At 74.8% G+C, this 16,728-nt stretch carries 11 protein-coding genes and 1 riboswitch; of the genes, 2 read left to right on the top strand and 9 right to left on the bottom strand.

Features of this window, described 5'->3' with window-relative positions:
• Nucleotides 1–25: 25 nt before the first annotated feature.
• Entirely contained in the window at nucleotides 26–3,829 is a 3,804-nt protein-coding gene (locus H4687_RS14385) for an nSTAND1 domain-containing NTPase (RefSeq protein WP_050398284.1), read from the top strand.
• A gap of 57 nt (nucleotides 3,830–3,886) precedes the next feature.
• Here the strand turns inward: H4687_RS14385 and H4687_RS14380 are convergent, their stop codons facing one another.
• From H4687_RS14380 to H4687_RS14340, 9 genes are all read right to left on the bottom strand, one after another.
• On the bottom strand, nucleotides 3,887–5,209 hold the full coding sequence (locus H4687_RS14380) for a patatin-like phospholipase family protein (RefSeq protein WP_050398285.1): 1,323 nt from the start codon (nucleotides 5,207–5,209) through the stop codon (nucleotides 3,887–3,889).
• On the bottom strand, nucleotides 5,206–6,354 hold the full coding sequence (locus H4687_RS14375; protein ID WP_050398286.1) for a ComEC/Rec2 family competence protein: 1,149 nt from the start codon (nucleotides 6,352–6,354) through the stop codon (nucleotides 5,206–5,208). The genes H4687_RS14380 and H4687_RS14375 overlap by 4 nt, the downstream gene beginning before the upstream one ends.
• A gap of 33 nt (nucleotides 6,355–6,387) precedes the next feature.
• Nucleotides 6,388–8,223, bottom strand: coding sequence for a S8 family serine peptidase (locus H4687_RS14370; RefSeq protein WP_046919924.1), 1,836 nt, complete (start codon nucleotides 8,221–8,223; stop codon nucleotides 6,388–6,390).
• 200 nt (nucleotides 8,224–8,423) lie between these two features.
• Nucleotides 8,424–8,834, bottom strand: a complete 411-nt coding sequence (locus H4687_RS14365) for an aggregation-promoting factor C-terminal-like domain-containing protein (RefSeq protein ID WP_005478676.1) — start codon at nucleotides 8,832–8,834, stop codon at nucleotides 8,424–8,426.
• 348 nt (nucleotides 8,835–9,182) lie between these two features.
• Entirely contained in the window at nucleotides 9,183–10,025 is an 843-nt protein-coding gene (locus tag H4687_RS14360) for an ECF transporter S component (protein ID WP_050398287.1), read from the bottom strand.
• Nucleotides 10,022–11,971, bottom strand: coding sequence for an ABC transporter ATP-binding protein (locus tag H4687_RS14355; RefSeq protein ID WP_050398288.1), 1,950 nt, complete (start codon nucleotides 11,969–11,971; stop codon nucleotides 10,022–10,024). The genes H4687_RS14360 and H4687_RS14355 overlap by 4 nt, the downstream gene beginning before the upstream one ends.
• Nucleotides 11,968–13,101, bottom strand: coding sequence for an energy-coupling factor transporter transmembrane component T (locus tag H4687_RS14350; protein WP_050398304.1), 1,134 nt, complete (start codon nucleotides 13,099–13,101; stop codon nucleotides 11,968–11,970). Before H4687_RS14350 ends, H4687_RS14355 begins: the two co-directional genes overlap by 4 nt.
• A 203-nt stretch (nucleotides 13,102–13,304) precedes the next feature.
• The gene (locus tag H4687_RS14345; RefSeq protein WP_373560647.1) at nucleotides 13,305–14,081 is read right to left on the bottom strand and encodes an SCO2322 family protein; all 777 of its coding nucleotides are present in this window, start codon (nucleotides 14,079–14,081) and stop codon (nucleotides 13,305–13,307) included.
• Entirely contained in the window at nucleotides 14,078–15,427 is a 1,350-nt protein-coding gene (locus H4687_RS14340) for a prenyltransferase/squalene oxidase repeat-containing protein (RefSeq protein ID WP_046918281.1), read from the bottom strand. The genes H4687_RS14345 and H4687_RS14340 overlap by 4 nt, the downstream gene beginning before the upstream one ends.
• Before the next feature lie 111 nt (nucleotides 15,428–15,538).
• Nucleotides 15,539–15,681, bottom strand: a riboswitch (cobalamin riboswitch).
• 42 nt (nucleotides 15,682–15,723) lie between these two features.
• Between H4687_RS14340 and H4687_RS14335 the strand changes: the two genes are divergently transcribed.
• Nucleotides 15,724–16,728, top strand: a complete 1,005-nt coding sequence (locus H4687_RS14335; RefSeq protein ID WP_050398289.1) for a phosphotransferase — start codon at nucleotides 15,724–15,726, stop codon at nucleotides 16,726–16,728.

Here is a 16,728-nt window from a genome sequence, read left to right as displayed (position 1 = left end):
CGGGTGCGAGAGGGGATTCAGCACGGTGGCGGGTCGTCGTGAGGTGCCGGTCGATCCGGGGGCCGGGCCGGTGCAGCGGTTCGCGTTCGAGTTGCGGAAGCTGCGGACCGAGGCGGGCGGCCTCACCTACCGGGCGATGGCCGAGCGGGCGGGCTACTCGATCACCACCCTCTCCCAGGCCGCCGGCGGCGAGCAGCTGCCCACGCTGCCCGTGGCCCTGGCCTTCGCGCGGGCCTGCGGAGGCGACCCGGCGCAGTGGGAGAGCCGCTGGCACCAGGCGGTCGAGGAGGCCGCCGCCTTCGACCCGGAGAACGACGGCGGGGACGCGCGGCCGCCGTACCGGGGGCTGGCCCGGTTCGAGACCGACGACAGCGGACTCTTCTTCGGCCGGGACCGCCTCACCGCCGAGCTGGCCGGGCTGCTGCGCCGCCGAAGGTTCGCGGCGGTCTTCGGGCCGTCGGGGATCGGCAAGTCCTCCCTGCTGCGCGCCGGCCTGATACCCGTCCTCCGGGAGGCGCGGGAGTCGCCGGAGCCGCGGGAATCCCCGGAACACCCGGAACCGGGCCCGCGGCTGTCCGGGATCCGGATCCTGACCCCCGGCGACCACCTGGCCCGCACCCATGACCTGCTGCGGGAGGCGATCACGCCCGGCGACGGCACCGGCGACACCCTCGTCGTCGTCGACCAGTTCGAGGAGGTCTTCACCCTCTGCCACGACGTGGCCGAACGGACGCGGTTCATCGACCTGTTGCTGACCGCACGCGACCCGGAGAGCCGGCTGCGGGTCCTGGTCGCCGTGCGCGCGGACTTCTACGGCCGCTGCGCCGAACACCGCGAACTGGCCGGGGCGCTCGGGGACGCCAACCTGCTGGCCGGGCCGATGAGTCCGGCGGAGCTGCGCGAGGTCGTCGTCAAGCCCGCCGCGGCCGCCGGACTGACCGTGGAACGGGCCCTGACCACACGGCTGGTCGAGGAGATCACCGACGCGCCCGGCGGTCTGCCGCTGCTCTCGCACGTCCTGCTGGAGACATGGCGTCGCCGGAGGGGCAAGACGCTGACCCTCGCCGGGTACGAGGCGGCCGGCGGGCTGGACGGGGCCATCGCCAAGACCGCCGAGGACACGTACGGCCGGTTCACCGAGGGCGAGGCGGTGACGGCCCGCCGGGTGCTCCTGCGGCTGATCTCCCCCGGCGACGGCACGCCCGACACCCGCAGGCCCGCCGACCGGGACGAGCTGGAGACCACGGGAACCGGCCGGGCGGAGGTCGCCCGGGTCCTGGAGGCCCTGGCCGGGGCCCGCCTCCTCACCCTCGACGGCCCGAGCGTCGACCTCGCCCACGAGGCGCTCATCACGGCCTGGCCCCGGCTGCGCGGCTGGATCGAGGAGGACCGGGACCGCCTGCGCGCCCACCGGCAGCTGACCGAGGCGGCCCGCGCCTGGGAGGAGCTGGGCCGCGACGCGGGCGCGCTGTACCGGGGGAGCCGGCTCGCCACGGCACGGGAGTACTTCGGGGGGCCGCGCCACACCGACGAACTGACCGACCGGGAGGCCGCGTTCCTCACCGCCGGCATCTCCGCCCTCGACCAGGAGGAACGCGCCCGCGCCCGGACCACCCGCCGTCTGCGCGTCCTCGTCGGCTCCCTCGCCTGTCTCCTCGCCCTCGCGCTCACCGCGACGGCCGTCGCCTACTGGCAGCGGCAGAGCGCCCTGGACGCCCAACGCGACGGACTCTCGCGCCAGTTGGCCGCCCAGTCCGCCGCGCTGCTGGAGAGCGACACCGATCTCGCCTCGCTCCTGGCCATCAAGGCCTACCGGACCAGCCCCACCCGCGAGGCCACCCGGAGCCTGTACGCGGCCGCGGCCGTCCCGCTGGAGCACCGGCTGACCGGACACACCTCGACCGTGTCGACCCTGGCCTACAGCCCCGACGGGAAGACCCTCGCCGGCGGCGGTTTCGACGGCACGGTACGGCTGTGGGACCCGGCGACCGGCCGCACCCGGAAGGTGCTCGCCGGCCCCGAGGACAAGGACGACCCCGCTTTCGTACGCACCCTCGCCTTCGGCCCGGACGGCAGGACCATCGCCACCAGCGGCAACGACGACGCGCGACTGTGGGACCCGGACACCGGGCGCGTCAGGGCCTCGGTCGCCGTCCGTGAACCCGACGACGACAACATGGCGGCGGTGGGCTTCGACCACGACGGGCGCGCGCTGGCCGTCACGGAGAGCGGGCAGGTGCTGGACGTGGCCGGCGGCCGCGTCACGACCACCCTCAGGGGGCCCACCGGCCTGGAGATGGCGGTGGCGTTCGGTCCCGACGGGCGCACCCTCGCCACCAGCACCCGGGACCACACCGCGCAGCTGTGGGACCTGGCCACCGGGCGCGTACTGCTCACCCTCAGGAGCCGTACGGGAGTGGTCAGTTCACTGGCCTTCAGCCACGACGGCAGGACTGTCGCCACCGGCACCGAGGACGGCACCGTCCACCTGTGGAACACGGCCGACGGCAAGCAGCGGACCACCCTCACCAGCGCCAGCAGCCGCGTGGAGTCCATGGCGTTCGCCCCGGACGGCACGACCCTGGCCGCCGGTAGTTACGACGGCACGGTACGCCTGTGGGACCTCGCCACCGGCCGCGCCGCCACCACCCTCACCGGCCACACCAGCCCCGTGATGTCCGTGGCGTTCAGCCCGGACGGTACGGAACTGGCCACGGGCGACGAGGCCCACGGCTCCGGCGGCGGCGATGCCGGGGTCCGGCTGTGGAAGGTGGGCACGAACCGCCCCCGCGCCACGCTGGACGTGCCCGGCGGGGATCTGCAGTCGGTGGCCTTCAGCCCCGACGGCGACACCATCGCCACCAGCAGTGTCCGGATGTCCGCCCGTGACGCGAGGACCGACGGGGTGGTCCGGCTGTGGGACACGGCCACCCGCCGTGCGCGAGCGACCCTCGCCGACGGGCTGACCGGCGCAGGGTCGGTCCTGTTCAGCCCCGACGGCAGGACCCTGGCCATCAGCGGCCTCCCGCGAGGACAGCTGTGGGACGTCGCCACCCGGCGGCCCCGGACCACTCTGCCCGTCCGTCTCGTCAACGGGATGGCGTTCAGCCCCGACGGAAAGACCCTGGTGACGGTGGGCGACGGCCTCGTGCTGTGGGACGCCCGCACCGGGCGGCCCCGCGTCGAACTCCCCGAGGCCGAGGAGGGCTCGCCGCTGGCGTACAGCCCCACGGGCGAGTTCTTCGCCACCACCGGGGGCCGGAACCGGGACATCCGGCTCCGCGATCCCGTCACCGGGCGGGTGCGGTCCACGCTCAGCGAACCCGAGGGCAGCGCCTCGCCGAAGGGGGCGAGAGGCGACCTCCCCTTCTTCTACCGGCAGGTGGAGTCGATGGCGTTCAGTCCCGACGGCCGCACTCTCGCCTCCGCCGAGTCCGACGGCACGGTACGGCTGTGGAACACCGACACGGGACACCTCGACGCCACGCTCACCGTCAGCCTCACCGAGGGGCCCATCGAGCTGGCGTTCAGCCCCGACGGCCGCACCCTCGCCACGGCCGGCGGCAGCGCGGTACGGCTGTGGGACACCGCCACACGGTACGCGCGCGCGAGTTTTCCCGGCGCGGACGGTGCGGCGAGGCTGGCGTTCAGCCCCGACGGCCGCACCCTCGCGGTCGGTGACCACCGCGATCGTCTGAGCCTGTGGGACGCGAAACTGCCGCTCCCGGCCGAGGCGGTCACCGGCATCTGCCGAGCGATCCACCGCGACCTCACCCAGCAGGAACGGGCGCTGTATCTGCCGGACGGGGAGCCGGGCCGGGTCTGCTGAAGGCGGGGGCGGGGGCGGGGCCGTGGCCGTGGCCGGGACGGTGGCCGTCGGTGACGCTCACAGCTCCGGTGGGTCGAGGGTCGTCAGGTCGGAGGGGAGCAGTTCGGGGTGGTGGGCGGCGAGGGCGGCGCCGCCGAGCCACCAGCCCCGGTGGACCAGGGCCCGGCACAGCGACGGGCTGAGACGGTCGAAGACGGTGGGGACGAGGGCGAGGTCGCGGCCGTCGTGCGTGCGGTGTTCGGGGAAGGTCGCGCGCCAGGTGCGGGGGAGCGGGTCCGCGGCCGGGAAGTCGGTGGCGAGCTGGACCAGGATGCCCCGGCGGGCCCCGGGCGGGAGTTCGCCGACGGGGCCGAGTGCCGCGGCGCGCCGGAAGCGTTCGACGGTGGCCCGGGTGCGCAGGGCCGTGCTCTGGCGGTAGAGGAGGGAGTTGGCTCGCGCGAGGTCCCGGATCACCGGGACACGGCCGTACATGCCGGGACGCAGCAGGCCCCCCGCGTTGAGCGCGCACAGGAACGTGTGCCGGTAGGTGTCGCTGTCGATGGCTTCGAGGCCGGTGTTGTCGTACGTACCGCCGTCCAGCAGGGCGGGGCGGTGTGCGGCGCAGGGGAAGGGGGAGGCGTCGAGGACCACGGGCGGGAAGGCGCCGGGGACGGCCGCCGAGGCCGAGACGGCCCGGCTGAGGCGCAGACCCGTGCCGTTCGTGCGGGCGAGGCCGATGGAGTAGTCGCCGTACACGTCGCGTTCGAAGGTGAAGCGGACGCCGGTGGTCTGGTTGGCGGCGTTGACGATCCAGCGGACCTGGGGATCCAGGTTCTCCAGCTCGGTCCCGTCGTAGAGCCAGTCGTCGAGGCGGCGGGCCAGCAGGTCCGTGCGGGTGGTGGGGCCGAGGGTGCGCCAGATGTCGCGCAGGAGCGTCCGCTTGAGGGAGTGGGAGGAGACGCGGTCGACGAACGGGGCGATCACCAGCTCGTCCACGGCCTGCGGGGTGAAGTCCCGTGCGCGCAGCGCCGGCCAGGCGGTGGCCAGGCATCCGTTCGCCAGCGAGCCGCCGGACACGGACGACGAGTAGCGCAGGTGACGGAGCAGCCCGGTGCCGGCCAGCAGACGGACGAAGCCCAGGGCGGAGAGCGTGGCGCGGAAGCCTCCGCCGGAGAGGGCGAGGGCGACCGGGATGCCGGCGGCGGGCGGCGGCTCGGCCGGGCGGAGCGGGTCGCCGCAGGGCCGGACGGTCAGGCCGGTGCCGAGGGCGGGGGAGTCGACGGCCCACGCCGGGCCGTCGGGCGGGCCGGTGTGCCTCTCCCGGGAGGGGTCGGCGAGCGGTGGGGCGGGGTCCGGGGCGGGTCGGGTGAACGTGTCCTGCGCGTGCCGGGACTTGGTCATGGCCGGTCTCCGATCGTGATGACGAGCGCCTGGTCGGCGGGCCCCCTGACATCGACCTCGAAGGCCCTGTCCGTGCGCAGCCGCGCCAGCGCCTCCTCGGCGAAGGGGATGTGGTTGGTGAGGTGGACGACGTACTCGTCCTCGGGCGCGCGGGACTCGACGAGCCATCGCAGGGTGTCCTCGCCCGGGTGATGGTGACGGACGCCGTCGGCCGAGACGACGTAGTGGTCGGCCCGGATCCGTTCGAAGAAGCCGGGCTCCACGTTCCGGTCGCTGCCGTGGTGCGGGAGCTTCAGCAGGTCCACGTGGAGCGGGGCGGCGTCGTCGAGCAGGTCGAGGGCGCGCAGTCCGGCGAGGACGTGGTCCCCGCGGGCGTCGCCGGTGAGCAGCGCGGTGCCGTCCGCGTGCCGCAGGAGCAGCACGATGCTGGAGAGGTTCGGCACCGAATCGTCCGCGTACGCCGCTGAGATGACCTCCGGGTCGCCGCGCCGCTTCGCCTCGCGCCACCTCTCCGCCAGCTCGGCCAGCGCGCCCTCGTCCGGCGCGACGACCGTGACGTCCAGGTCGTGCAGGGTCGTCTCGGCACCCTCGGTGAGGGGGCCCCGGAAGGGGGCGTTGCCGTCCAGGCGCAGGGCGGCGGCCGCGTTGCGGATGTCCCGGCCCTGGTTGTAGCTGGCGGTGACCGCCGTGCCGGAGGCGGCCGCGCGTTCGAGGAGCGGATGCACGGAGGCGCTCAGGCCCGGGGCCCGCTGGTCGACCAGCTCCTCCACGGAGTTGAACCACAGCGCGTCCACCTCGTACGGCAGGGCCTCCCCGTCCTGCTGGGCCTGGCGCATGTCCCGGAAGAGACGTACGAGCCCGCCCGCGTGGTCGTCGTCGACATGGGAGAGACAGACGACGTCGAGGTGGGGAGGGGTGTCGCTCGGCGGAGGGTCGGGCGCGGGGCCACCGTGCCCGCCGGTGAGCCGGTGCAACCGGCCCTGGAGGGAGGCCCGGTAGACGCCGGCGGGGCCGCCGTCGACGAGCATCACGCGCTCGTGGTCCGGGCCCGGCGCGCCCGGCGGGGCGGGTCCGTCGTGGTCCGCGTCCCAGCGCACGAGGAAGCAGTCGCCGTGGCGGGCGTCGAGGAAATCGAAGGTCAGCATGGTCGCCTGCCTCGCCGGACCGGTGCTCGGCCGTCACACGGACTGCATGGCACGCAGTACGTCGACGAGCCCATGGCCCTGGAAGTCGCGTTCTCGGGCGAGGTCGGTCGCCGTCGCGCAGAGGATCTCCTTCACGCGCTCGGGGCGGCCGAGCAACTCGCGGTAGCGGGCCAGCAGCATGGCCGCGGCCCCGCTGACGTGTGCCGCCGCCTGGCTGGTGCCGTGCATGGCGGCGATGCCCTCCCCGGGGATCGGTCCGTCGATGTCCTCACCCGGCGCCACCAGGTCGGGTTTGGGCCGCCCGTCTCCCGTGGGGCCACGGCTGGAGAAGTAACTGACGCCGTGGCGGTGGGGATTGCTGCGGTGGGTGGAGCCGACCGTGATGACCGACTCCGCGTTGCCGGGATCGGAGATGCTGATGTCGTGGAAGCCGGAGCCGAGGGTGCGTACGGCCCCGGTGAATCCGGCGTTCCCGGCCGCCGTCACGACCACCACCCCCGACCGGGACAGCCGGTCGCACTCGACGCACACCGGTGTCCACCCGGTGGAGTGGGTGGCGACGTCGTGCGGCACCGACAGGCTGAGGTTGACCCCGGCGATGACGAACCGTCCGGCCTGCTCGTTGATGTGCCGGATCGCCTGCAGCGCGGTGACGATGGAGAACTCGTCGCCCTCGCCGTCGTCGTTCAGCACCCGGAAGTCGTACAACCGGATGCGCGGACAGATGCCCCGGAACTCCAGCTCCGGCCACCACCCGCCGATGATCCCGGCGATGTGCGTGCCGTGCTGGTCGGCGGGCGGTACGTACGCGTCCGGCTGCCCCGGCGCGGGCGGGCCGGGGGCCGGAGCCGTCTCGACGGACGGCAGCGCCGCCGACCAGTTCACCAGCCCGTTGACCAGCGCGTCGTCGGGGAGCTTCGCCCGTACGCAGGTGAAGTCGAAGGAGCGGGCGATGCGCGACTCCAGTCGGCGCGGTGGCGAGACGGTGGTGTCCCACTCGTGGAACGCCGAGTGCCGCGCGTCGATGCCGCTGTCCACGACGGCCCAGCCGAGGGAGGCACTGTCCACCGAGAACACCTGCTCGGCGGCGTCGGCCTTGATGGTCCGCCGGGACCGTACGACCGCGTGGGTCGCCCGGCGGTTCGTCGTCACGGACACGATGGGGTACTTCAGCCGCCGGTCGACGACCTGCCCGACGGGGCTGTGGGCACCGCGCACCGGGTACGCGTCCGGGGCGGACTCGGCCAGCATCCGCACGAGGGTGCCGGTCACGTCGTGTTCGCCGGCGCGCGGGCCGGCCTCCGCCAGGACGTGGGCCAGCAGGTTGAGGAACCAGGTGAGTTGCCGGCCGCGTTCCTGCCGGCGCTGCATGTTGTCGTGGATCTCGCTGGTCGCCGGTGCCCGGATGTGCCCCGCGAGTGCCGCCTCGATCCCCTCCGCCCCGCTTTCGACGGCGAGTTCGTGGGCGACCCGCACCACCCCCGCGAGACTGGTCAGCGGCAGCAACGCCGTCACCAACTCCTCCAGCGTCACCTGCGCCACGACGAAGCTGCCGGCCGCGACCGGCCGGCACGCGTCCGTCAACCGCAGCTCCCGCAACCGCTCCAGGGCCCGCTCGACGCCGTACTCCTCACGCACGGCGAGGATCAGATCCTGCCGGTACGACGACGACGGCGACGACGGTGGATGGGACGCCGGCGGTGATGCCGACGGTGATGCCGGCGTCGGCGTGGGTGCCGACGGCGGCGAGGGCGGCGAAGACTCGGCGAACGCCAGCCACACGTCGAAGTGCACGGGACAGTCGGTCGCCCAGAGAACAGGGACGGGTCCCTCCCCGTAGAACACCGTCAAGAGTTCCGTTCGGTCCATCACGGCTCCCGATGCGCGTGGCGTGGGAGGGAGTTCAGGGACTCCCTCCATTCTCCGCCCCGGTCAGGGCCACCGCATCCGGGACGGGGACGACGAAGAAGGCGGCGGCCCCGGGGATCGGGGGCCGCCGCCTTCGCTCTGGGTGGTGGTGCCGGTGGTGCTGGTCGTGCGGGGGTGCGGGTGGTGCCGGGCGCGCCGGATCAGTACCAGTTGTTGGCCTGCCAGAAGTTCCACGCGCCACAGGGGCTGCCGTAGCGGTCCTTCATGTAGTCCACGCCCCACTTGATCTGGGTGGCGGCGCTGTTCTTCCAGTCGGAGCCCGCGGAGGACATCTTCGAGCCGGGGAGGGCCTGGACCAGGCCGTAGGCGCCGGAGGACGAGTTCGTCGCGTGGATGTTCCAGTCGCTCTCGTGGTCGACGATGTGGGAGAAGCACGTGTACTGGGCCGAGTCCGCGATCATCTTCTTCGCGACAGCCTGCGCCTGAGAGGCCTCCGACGCGGCCTGGGCGGGCGCGGCGACGAGCAGGGCACCGGTGGCGGCAGCGGCCAGGGTGACACCGGCGAGGGCCTTCTTCGGGGAGGCGATGCGGCGGAGAGCGGAGCGGGTCACGGGGATCCTTTTCTACGGGGACAGGGCCGTCGCGGGCATGCCTTCACCACGTGGTGTGCGGTGGGGGCGTACGTCGGCGCCGAGGCCCGGGTGGGCTCGTCGGCGCCGTGCGACTCCTCCAGAGAAACAGCCCGGACGGCCGTCCGCAATGACCCTTTTTGCTAGTTGTGGTCGTATCCGCGTCCGAGGCCACGTCTGTGACGTGGCTCTCAATGCGCAGGTCGGTACGGGTTTCTTCATGCGCATGCCACGCGCTTCGATCTACGACCCCGGTTCGTATGTGATGTGGGTCCTGTGGGGTGGTTCACGGCTCACGCAACGCACGGTGCCCCGGACCTCACAGGGGGTTCACCGCGAGGGCGGATCGAACGTGACGGCGCTCTCGAAGGCGGCCCTGCGGGTGGCCCGGCGCAGCGCCTTCAGGAGCGGGGTGCCGAGGGTGAGGGTCAGGACGACGGTGACGACCGCGCGGCCCAGGTCCCAGCCGAGGGACGTGGCGAGGCAGTACGCGACGAAACGGGCGAGGTTCGCGGCCGGGGCCGCCGACGCGTCGAAGGCGATGTCCGAGGCGAGCGTGTCGATGAAGGGCCAGCCGTAGAGGTTCATGACCGTGCCGTAGGCGAAGGCGGCGACGAAGCCGTAGGCGGCGAGCAGCGCCAGTTCGCCGCGGGCGCGCAGACGGTGCGCGCCCGGCAGCAGCCCGGCACCCATCGCGAACCATCCCATCGCCAGCATCTGGAACGGCATCCACGGCCCCACACCACCCGTGAGCAGCGCGGACGAGAACATCGTCACCGCGCCGAGGGTGAAGCCGAAGCCGGGGCCGAGGACCCGGCCGCTGAGCACCAGGAGGAAGAACATGGGCTCGATGCCGGCGGTTCCGGCCCCGATGGGGCGCAGCGCGGCACCGGTCGCCGCGAGCACCCCCAGCATCGCCACCGCCTTCGCGCCCAGCCCGGCCTCCGACAGTGTCGCGCCGACCACACCGACCAGCAGCACGAGCAGTCCCGCGAACAACCAGGGCGCGTCCCGCGCGTGCGCGGTGACCTGCGAGCCGGGGTCCGCGAGGAAGGGCCAGCCGAAGGCCGCCGCGCCGACGAGGCCGACGAGGAGGAGGGCGGCGACGGTGCGGGGCGAGAGAGGGACGGGACGGGGGCGTCGGCTGGGGTTCGCGGGGGAGGAGTCGCTCATGGCCGTTCCTCGGGGTGGGGCGGGGCGGGGTCTCCGGGCGTGGCGAGGGTCTCCGGTGCGGCGGCGGCCTGCCGCGCTTCCGGGGTCGGGGCCGACCCGGGGGCCAGGTCCGGGGCCGGGTCCGATCCGGGGGCCGGGTCCGCCGCCCGCAGGGCGCCTCGTACCTGCGCCGTGGTCAGCCAGCTCTGGGGCGCGAGGATCTTCGTGACCTGAGGGGCGAAGGACGGGGAGCCGACCACCACCTCGGGGGTCGGACCGTCGGCCACGATCTCGCCGTCGGCGAGGATCACGACGCGATGGGCCAGCTCGGCGGCCAGTTCCACGTCGTGGGTGGCCAGGACGATCGCGTGGCCGGCCGCGGCGAGCGTACGCAGGGTCGCGACCAGGCGGGACTTGGCCGCGTAGTCCAGGCCCCGGGTCGGCTCGTCGAGGAGCAGCAGCGGCGGGCGGGCCGTGAGGACGACCGCGAGCGCGAGGGCCAGCCGCTGCCCCTCCGACAGATCCCGGGGGTGCGTGCCGTCCCCGACCCCGGGCAGCAGCTCCGAGACGAGCCCCCGGCACGTGCCCGGCTCCGCCCCCGCGTCCCGGTCGGCCGCCGCGCACTCCGTCGCGACCGTGTCGGTGTAGAGGAGGTCGCGGGGCTCCTGCGGCACGAGCCCGACCCGGCGTACGAGATCTCCGGGCGCCGTCCGGTGCGGGACCAGCCCGCCCACGCGCACCGAGCCGGCCGCCGGTTCCACCAGCCCGACCAGTGCCGCGAGCAGTGTGGACTTTCCGGCGCCGTTGCGGCCCATGAGCGCGATCGTCTCGCCGGGGGTGACGGTGAGGTCGACGCGGGTGAGGGCGTGGACGTGGCCGCGGTGGACATCGAGGGCCGCGACGACCGCAGGTTCGGCGGTTGGAGGGGCGGTCGGAGGGGCGGGGCGCCTGTCCAGGAGGCGCCGGAGGAGGGAGGAGGAGCGAGGGGAGGAACGGGAGGAGGGGCGAGGGGAGGGGCGGGCCGGGGGCGGAGCGGGGGCTTCCGCTGGGCGCGGGGTGCCGGTGCTTCGTGGTCCGTCGCGCAGGTCCCCGTGCAGGTCCCCGCGCAGGTCCCCGTGCCTCTCCAGGGTGCGGGGGGCGTCCGGGGTGTGCGCCGTGAGGCGATCCCGCAGGGGGCCCGCCCGGCGGCGTGCGTCCCGCACCGTCAGCGGCAGCGGGGACCAGCCCGCCAGTCGCCCGAGCTCCACCACCGGCGGAGCCACCGGGGAGACGGCCATCACCTCGGCCGGGGTGCCGAGGACCGGCGGGGCGCCGGGGGCCGGGAGGAGGGCGACCCGGTCGGCGTACTGGATGACGCGCTCCAGGCGGTGCTCGGCCATGAGGACGGTCGTGCCGAGGTCGTGGACGAGCCGCTGGAGCACGGCGAGGACCTCCTCGGCGGCGGGCGGGTCCAGCGCGGAGGTCGGCTCGTCGAGGACGAGCACCCGAGGGTGCGGGGTGAGGACCGACCCGACGGCGACCCGCTGCTGCTGACCGCCGGAGAGCGTGGCGAGGGGACGGTCGCGGAGACCGGCGAGGCCCAGCAGGTCGAGCGTCTCCTCCACCCGTCGCCGCATCACCTCCGGAGCGAGCCCCAACGACTCCATGCCGTAGGCGAGTTCGTCCTCGACGGTGTCGGTCACGAAGTGCGACAGCGGGTCCTGCCCCACCGTGCCGACCACGTCGGCGAGTTCACGCGGCTTGTGCGTGCGGGTGTCCCGCCCGGCCACCGTGACCCGGCCGCGCAGGGTGCCGCCGGTGAAGTGCGGCACGAGCCCGCTCACCGCGCCGAGGACCGTCGACTTGCCCACGCCCGACGGGCCGACAAGGAGCACGAGTTCACCCTCCGGGACCTCGAAGTCGACTCCCCGGACGGTGGGTTCGGTCGCTCCGTCGTACGTCACGGAGACACCCTCGAAGCGGATCACGCGGGTTCCTTCGTCGGTGGGACGGCGGTTGGTGGGACGGCGGTCGGTGGACCGGCCGTCGGCGGGGGACCGGGCCGGGCGGGCCTCGGCGGGGCGGGCACGGCGAACGCGGGAACCAGGCCCAGCAGAATCGCGGCGGCCGGGCGGAGGGGGAGGTCCGGGGAGGCGAGGGGGACGACGCCGGGGTGCAGGGCGGCGGAGTCGTACGCGGCGAGGACGATCAGCAGCACGGCGACAGCGGTGCCGGACCCGGCCACCAGCCAGGCGCGCACGCCCCACACGTCCGGCCGGTAGCGGGTGCGCGGCGAGCGCCGGCCGCCCAGTCGCAGGCCCGTGAGCGCGGCCACCAGTCCGGTGAGCAGGACGGGCAGGCCGTAGGTGCCGCCCTCGGCGGTCAGCACGCCGTACGTTCCCGCGCAGACGCCGAGCAGCCCGCCCAGGGTGAGCGCGGCGGTCGTACGGCGGACCCGGGCCGGGACCCGAGCGGTACGGCCGTAGCCGCGCGAGTCCATCGCGGCGGCGAGCGCGACGGACCGCTCCAACGCGCCCTCCAGCACCGGCAGTCCGACCTGCAGCAGTCCCCGCACGCCACGGTCGGGACGCCCGCGCAGCCGTCGCGCGGCCCGCAACCGCTGGACGTCCGCCACCAGATGCGGCGCGAACGTCATCGCCACCACCACCGCGACGCCCGCCTCGTAGAGGGCGCCGGGAAGCGACTTGAGCAGCCGTGCCGGGTTCGCGAGGGCGTTCGCGGCGCCGACACAGATCAGCAGGGCGGCCAGCCGCAGCCCGTCGCACAGCGCGAACAGCACCCCCTCCGCCGTGACGCGGCCACCCAGCCGGATGCCCTGCGACCAGGCGGGGAGCGGTACTTCGGGCAGGGTGACCAGAGTGTGCGTACCGGGGACGGGCGAGCCCAGCGCGACCGCGAAACCGAGGCGGACGACCAGCACCGCCAGCCCCAGTCTCACGAACGCGGCGTACGACCGGGCCCACGGCGCGTCCGTCCGGTGCGTGGCCACGACGTACCCGGAGACCGCGATGAGCAGGCAGAGCAGCAAGGGGTTCGTGGTCCGGGACGCGGCGGTCGCCAGCCCGAGGGCCCAGAGCCACCAGGCGAGGGGGTGCACACCGGGGCCCCGGGGCGCCGGCCTGTCCGCGGGCTGCCGCAGCGCAGGGCCGAGGGCGCGCCGCTCGGCCGTCCTCGCCGCGGGCAGCCGTGCCGTCGGGACGCCACGGGCGGGCGCCGCGACACCTCGTACCGCCGGGCCGCGGGACCGGCCCCCGGCAGGCGCCGCCTCCGGGCGCCGGGTGAACCACCGCATCACGCCTCCTAGCCCCGGCGCCGGCGCGCCTGCCACACCGCCGCGCCGCCGAGCACGGCGACCACACCCACGCCGACGAACAGCCCGACGGAGGGCCCGTCAGGCGGCCCGTCTCCCGCGTCGGAGGCGGCAGCGGACCGTGAACTCGCTGCAGCGCCACGGCTGTCGGCATCGGCACGGCCATCGGCGCCGGCGTCGGTGCCGGCATCCGCATCCGTATCGGCATCCGAGCCGACCGCCTCACCGCACCCCTGCCCCGGATACCCGGCGATCGCGCAGAGCATCGCGTTCGTGTCGTATCGCAGCGGTTTCGCGACGGACGCCAGCGCCTCCGCCGTACTCGCGTCGTCCGGAACCCGCGCACACGCCGTACGCGCCGCCGGAGGCGTCTCGCCGTCCGGCGCGTCCGCCGCCGTACCGAAGTCGACGACCAGCGCGACCCGCTTCTCCCCGCCCCGCGCGGCCGTTCCCCCGCAGACGGCGGCGAAGTCGGCGCCCCCGCGCGGCCGGGCCGCGTCCGCGGAGTCGCGGCTGACCGCGAACCGGAACCCCTGCACATCCCCGTCGGACGGCCGCGCGGTCGACGGCCCCTGCGTGGCGTAGGTCCAGGCCGAGCCGTCCCGCTCCCAGAACGACCAGTAGCGGTACGCGGCGGCCCGGGCCTGCCCCGCGCCCACACTCGTCAGCACGAGCAGGACTCCGGCCAGCACGAGCAGCACACCACGCGGCCGGAGCAGCGGCCACGCGGCCGAACGCGCCACGGTGTCCCGCCGACGCCCGGTCACGCCTCCCGCCGCTTCCGGCCGGCCCGCACCGACACGAACCCGACGACGGCCGCGACGACGGCGAGCCCGAGTCCGACCGCCCACCACGTGCCCGCGCCCGGACCGTCGCCGTCCACCTCGCCCGCCGTGTCGTCGCTCGGCACGGAGGAGTGGTCGTCCACGTCGCGCGCGGGACCGGTGTCCTGGAGGCGGGCCACCAGGTCCGTGCCGCCGAAGTCACGCGGGTCGGCACCGGCGGCGTGCGCGGCGAAGACGAGCTGGGCGTACGCGGCGGGCCCGGCCCCGGCCGCCCAGGCGCCGTGGTTCTTCGCCAGCCAGGCGAGCGGTTTCTCGGTCGCGTCCAGGTCCCCGGCGGCGGCGAGCGCGACGACCGCGTCGGCGGTGTTGCCGTGATCGGGCTGGTCCTTCGCGCCCGCGAGGGCGGACGTCAGGTAGCCGTCGGCGGCGAGGTCACCGGCCAGGTGGACGGCCCCGTTGTGGGCCAGATCCGCCGGGGAGCCACCCGGGACACACTTCTCGGCGAAATCCTCTGGGGCGGCCGGCCCGTCGCCCGGCCCGGCCACGAACCCCGCACCCAGGCTGCCGAGTACGGCGGCGGCCGTGGCGTCGGCGTTCGCCGCGAGAGCGCCCTTCTTGTCGGGCTGATAGGCGAAGGCGCCGCCGTCCTTCTTGCCGCCGGCGCCACCCGTGCCTCCCTTGCCGCCCTCGCAGGGCAGGGCCAGGGAACGGAGGGCGTCGTAGGGCGAGTTGCCGGCCTTCTCCTGCTTCTCGGGGGCGTCGCCGACGGCGGTCAGCGCGCCGATGACGACGGAGGTCGAGTTCGCGTCGCTGGGCCCGCCGGCGGTGTAGCCCCAGCCGCCGTCCTTGTTCTGGCTGTCCTTCAGCCAGCGCACCGCACGCTCGGCCTCGGCGTCCCGCCCGCCGAGCGCGGCCAGCGCCTGCACCGCGGCGGCCGTGCTGTTGGTGTCGACCGCCGTCCCGGCGACGCACCGGGCGGTGGCGTCGGCCCGGTACGCGGCGAACGCCCCGCTCGCGCACTGCTGCCCGACGAGCCACTCCACGGCCCCGGCCCCGGGCTTCTCGCCCACGGTGTCCAGCGCGAGCAGGGCCAGGGACTGCCGCCAGACACCGTCGTACGTGGGGTCGGTGGAGCCGTACAGACCGGTGGGGACCGCCTGCGACGGCGAGGCGGAGGGAGCGGGGGAGGAGTCGGCGGACACCGAGGTCGCGTCGGCGGCGGAGGCGACCGGCGTGAAACCGGCCCCGGCTCCGGCACCCGGTCCGGTCCCGAGTCCGGCTGTGACGGCCAGTACGGCGACCACCGTGGCGCTGCGGCGGACATTCATGATCGGCTGCTGCCTCTCCCTGACGGGAGCCGGACGCACGGCGAAGCGCCGGGCGGCTCGGCTCCGTATTCCTCGACGGTGCCGTACACCGGCGGGCCGCCGGTGACGCGAGCCGGTCACAATTCCGTGCAGGGCAGTCCGACTTGCCGCCCCCTGCCGGGGGAGGCTCACGGTTGCGGGTCAGCGCCGGATTTGCACCGGCTTCCCCCTGTACGGGTGTGATGACGACCCGGTCACTGTACCTGCCGGTAGCAAAACCCCTGAGGGCCGCCGGAGCCCCGGGATAGGTTCGGGCCATGCGTACGGGGAGACTGCTGGGCTCGGGCCGCACGGCCGACGTGTACGAACTCCACCCCGACGAAGGCGAGTCCACGCCCCCCGCCCCCGCCCCGCTCACGGCCCCCGGCGAACCGACCGCCCCCGAGAGCCTCGACGACCGTGACGGAGTCGACAGACATACCGGACGCGGCCCCGGCGAGATCGGCGGCCCCGGCGAGATCGGCGGCCTCGGCGAACGCGCCGAAACGGGCGGGCCCGTCGGCCGGGAAGGGCCCGTCGGCCGGGAATGCCCCGCCGCCCCCGGGAAATCCGCCGAAGCCTGGGTGTTGCGGCGCTACCGGAACGACGACTGGGGAGACGCGGCCGCCGAGGCCGAGGTCATGGCGTACGTAAGGGGCCACGGGTACCCCGTCCCGCGCGTGCGCTCGGCGACCCGTACGGAGATGGTGCTGGAGCGCCTGTCCGGCCCGACGATGCTGGAGGCGTTGGTCACCGGCCTGCTCGACCCGGCGCGGGCGGGCGCCACGTCGGCCCGCCTCCTGCACGCCCTCCACGCGCTCCCGCCCCGCGACCGGGCGATGCGCTTGCCCCCCGACCGGACAGCCCCCGGGCCCGGCGCACCAGGTGACGAGACCTGCCCGGCCCCCACCGGGGCAACTCCCACCCGCCACGTCCTCCACCTGGACCTGCACCCCGACAACGTCATCCTCACGCCCCACGGCCCCCAGGTCATCGACTGGAGCAACGCCGAGGACGGGCCGCCCGGCCTCGACTGGGGAATGTCCGCCGTGATCCTCGCCCAAGTCGCCGTGGACACCGCCGACTTGCGCGCCGGGATCGCCCGGGCCACCCTCGTGTCCCTTCTCGCCCACCAGCCCGGCGGCCCCTCCGCCCTGACGGAGGCGGGGCTGGTCGAGGCGGGGCGGCGCCGGGCGGCCACCCCGACGATGACCGCGCCGGAGATTGAACTCATCGGAGAGGCGCAGGAGTTGGTCCGCTCCCTCGCGAGCCGGGAACGATGA

Source organism: Streptomyces stelliscabiei (assembly GCF_014873495.1).
Taxonomy (GTDB): Bacteria; Actinomycetota; Actinomycetes; order Streptomycetales; family Streptomycetaceae; genus Streptomyces; species Streptomyces bottropensis.
This window is presented reverse-complemented; position numbering and strand designations above follow the sequence as displayed.

Bases quoted from the DNA above. Each gene is read 5' to 3' on its own strand.
- H4687_RS14380 (WP_050398285.1), bottom strand. From the start codon at position 5,209: ATGACCAAGTCCCGGCACGCGCAGGACACGTTCACCCGACCCGCCCCG.
- H4687_RS14375 (WP_050398286.1), bottom strand. From the start codon at position 6,354: ATGCTGACCTTCGATTTCCTCGACGCCCGCCACGGCGACTGCTTCCTC.
- H4687_RS14370 (WP_046919924.1), bottom strand. From the start codon at position 8,223: ATGGACCGAACGGAACTCTTGACGGTGTTCTACGGGGAGGGACCCGTC.
- H4687_RS14360 (WP_050398287.1), bottom strand. From the start codon at position 10,025: ATGAGCGACTCCTCCCCCGCGAACCCCAGCCGACGCCCCCGTCCCGTC.
- H4687_RS14340 (WP_046918281.1), bottom strand. From the start codon at position 15,427: ATGAATGTCCGCCGCAGCGCCACGGTGGTCGCCGTACTGGCCGTCACA.
- H4687_RS14335 (WP_050398289.1), top strand. From the start codon at position 15,724: ATGCGTACGGGGAGACTGCTGGGCTCGGGCCGCACGGCCGACGTGTAC.